This is a genomic window from Vibrio sp. 10N.222.46.A1, assembly GCF_041473595.1.
Taxonomy (GTDB): Bacteria; Pseudomonadota; Gammaproteobacteria; order Enterobacterales; family Vibrionaceae; genus Vibrio; species Vibrio tasmaniensis_A.
Genome location: NZ_JBFRSN010001649.1, coordinates 1 through 244 on the forward strand (window position 1 = coordinate 1; position 244 = coordinate 244).

The 244-nt window shown below is 46.7% G+C and carries 1 pseudogene; it reads left to right on the forward strand.

The window, feature by feature from the left end:
• A pseudogene (locus tag AB4496_RS28655) lies at window positions 1–244 on the forward strand (AraC family transcriptional regulator); the annotation flags it as partial.

The following is a 244-nucleotide window of genomic DNA, read 5'->3' on the forward strand; positions in this document are numbered from 1 at the left end:
CGACATGGAAAATCGCCGCTTAACCCTCAACTCGATGGGAAAACTCAGCGCCAGCTTGTGTTGGTGAAAGAGTTTTTAGATGATTTCCCACAAGCCGATGTGTCGCTAGACGAACTATCTAAGTTAGCGGCATTGAGCCCGTTTCACTTAGTGCGTTCTTTTCAGAAAGAATTTGGTCTTCCGCCGCATGCGTATCAAATCCAATCTCGGTTAAGGCTTTCGCGTAAGTTATTGAAGCAAGGGC